Annotated in this window: 1 protein-coding gene and 1 pseudogene; both read right to left on the minus strand. The window is 64.3% G+C overall.

The window, feature by feature from the left end; genetic code table 11:
• Positions 1-2,036: maltose alpha-D-glucosyltransferase (gene treS / locus ACXJL8_RS38560; protein ID WP_456686765.1), on the minus strand; the 2,036-nt coding region annotated here is incomplete at its 3' end.
• 12 nt (positions 2,037-2,048) lie between these two features.
• Positions 2,049-2,650, minus strand: a pseudogene (locus ACXJL8_RS38565) (alpha-1,4-glucan--maltose-1-phosphate maltosyltransferase); the annotation flags it as partial.

Here is a 2,650-nt window from a genome sequence, read left to right on the forward strand (position 1 = left end):
CCCTGGCGCACGGCGGTGAGCGCCCTCGGAGTGAAGCGCTCGCGGTCGAAGCGCACCCACTCGATCTGTAACGGCATCACGTAGCGTGTCGCCACGTCCTCCTGCTTGGTCTCGAAGAACGCGATCCAGGGCCGGTTGTCACCGATGTCGCAGAACGGCACCGCCGAGGTCAGCGCGGTCTCGATTTGCTTGGGATTGTGCTCGGGATACCATCTCGTCCGTGACAAGAATCCCGGCAGCACGTCGCGTTCGAAAACACCGCGCTCGCGGGCGAGAGAAACCCAGTTCGAATTCACCGGTACGACCAGCGTCTCGAACTCCGGCACCGCGCGCGACGTCACCGGCTCGGACTTGTCGCGCTCCATGAGCTGGAACCAGTAGAAGCCGTACGGCCCCAGCGTGATCATGTAGGGCAGCTCGCCGATCGCCGGGAAGCGGGTGCGGCCGAGCATCTCCTGCGGGATGCGGTCCTTCCAGGGCGTCAGGTCGAGCTCGGTCGCCTGCGCCGCCCGCGAGAGGTTGGCGACGCAGAGGATCACCTCGTCGCCATATTGCCGGACATAGGCCAGCACGGCGCGGTTGGCGGGGCGGATGAAGGTCATGGTGCCGCGGCCGAAGGCGAGCGTCGACTTGCGCACCGAGATCAGGCGCTTGGTGGCGCTGAGCTGCGAGGACAGGCTGCGCGACTGCGCCTCGACGTTGACCGATTCGTAGCCGTAGACAGGGTCCATGATCGGCGGCGCGTAGAGGCGGGCCGGATCGGCGCGGGAGAAGCCGCCATTGCGGTCCGGGCTCCACTGCATCGGCGTGCGCACGCCGYTGCGGTCGCCGAGATAGATGTTGTCGCCCATGCCGATCTCGTCGCCGTAATAGATGATCGGCGTGCCCGGGAACGACAGCAGCAGCGAGTTCATCAGCTCGATCTTGCGCCGGTCATTGTCCATCAGCGGCGCAAGCCGCCTGCGGATGCCGACATTGATGCGGGCCCGGGGATCGTTGGCGTAGGTGGTCCAGAGATAATCGCGCTCGACGTCGGTGACCATCTCCAGCGTCAGCTCGTCGTGGTTGCGCAGGAACAGCGCCCATTGGCAGCTTGCGGGAATGTCCGGCGTCTGGCGCAGGATGTCGGTGATCGGGAAGCGGTCTTCCTGCGCGATCGCCATGTAGATGCGCGGCATCAGCGGGAAGTGATAGGCCATGTGGCACTCGTCGCCACGGCCGAAATATTCCTGCACGTCCTCCGGCCATTGATTGGCCTCGGCCAGCAGCAGCTTGCCCTTGGAGTAGGAATCCAGCTCCTGGCGCAGACGCTTGATGATCGCATGCGTCTCGGGAAGGTTCTCGTTCGAGGTGCCCTCGCGCTCGCAGAGGTAGGGAATGGCGTCCAGCCGGAAGCCGTCGACACCGGCGTCCAGCCAGCGCTTCATCACCTGGATGAGGGCGCTGACCACGCGCGGATTGTCGAAATTGAGGTCCGGCTGGTGCGAGAAGAAACGGTGCCAGTAGAACGCGCCGGCCTCGGGATCCCAGGTCCAGTTGGATTTCTCGGTGTCCGTGAAGATGATGCGCGTGCCCTGGTATTTCTGGTCGGTATCGCTCCAGACATACCAGTTGCGGGCGCTCGAGCCCGCCGGGCTGCGGCGCGCGCGCTTGAACCAATTGTGCTGGTCGGAGGTGTGGTTGACGACGAGCTCGGTGATGACGCGCAGGCCGCGCTTCTGCGCTTCCTGGATGAAGCGCTTGAAGTCCTTCATCGTCCCGAAATCGGGATTGACCGCGCCGTAGTCGGCGATGTCGTAGCCGTCATCGCGGCCGGGCGAGGGGTAGAACGGCAACAGCCACAGCGCGGTGACGCCGAGGTCCTGGAGATAGGGCAGCTTCTCGGTCAGGCCGGCGAAATCGCCGATGCCGTCATTGTTGCTGTCGGCAAAGGCCTTGACGTGAAGCTGGTAGATGATGGCGTCCTTGTACCAGAGCTCATCCACGATCTCGGCAGCCTCAGCCTTCTTGGTGTCGACGGAAGACAGAACATTCATGGCGTTAGGCCTTTACGCCAGGCAGCGGAACAAGAGCGCCGGATCGCGATCGGGATCGATACGCAATCTGATTCCGCCCCATTCGATGCGGGACTGTTCGCCGGTGAGGAGATTTTCGAGTGCGGTGACGTGGCGCCGCTCGCCGCCGACGTCGAGGGTGACGTCGCCAAGCGGCAGCCAGAACTCGCGCGCGTGGCCCGAGAGCGCGATCGCGCCGACGACGGTATTGGCGGGATCGGCCGCCTCTTTCGCGAATGCGATCGTCTCGCCGTCCTCGATGCCGAGGAAGCGCAGATTGGCGGTCTGCTGGAGCGCCGCGTTTTCGTTGCGGATGCGATTGAGCCCGGTGATGTAGGACTTGATGTTGCCGGGCTTGGCCCAGTCGCGCTGCCGGATCTGATACTTCTCGGAATCGAGATATTCTTCGCGGCCGGGGATCGCCTCATGCTCGAGCAGCTCGAACCCGCTGTAGATGCCGTAATTGCCCGACAGCATCGCGGCCAGCGCAACGCGCGACTTGAACGCCCAGGCTTCGCCGCTCTGGAGATGATAGGGCAGCAGGTCGGGCGTGTTGACGAACAGGTTCGCCCGGTAGAAGTCGCGCTCGGGATAGC

This window comes from Bradyrhizobium sp. P5_C11_2 (assembly GCF_054049755.1).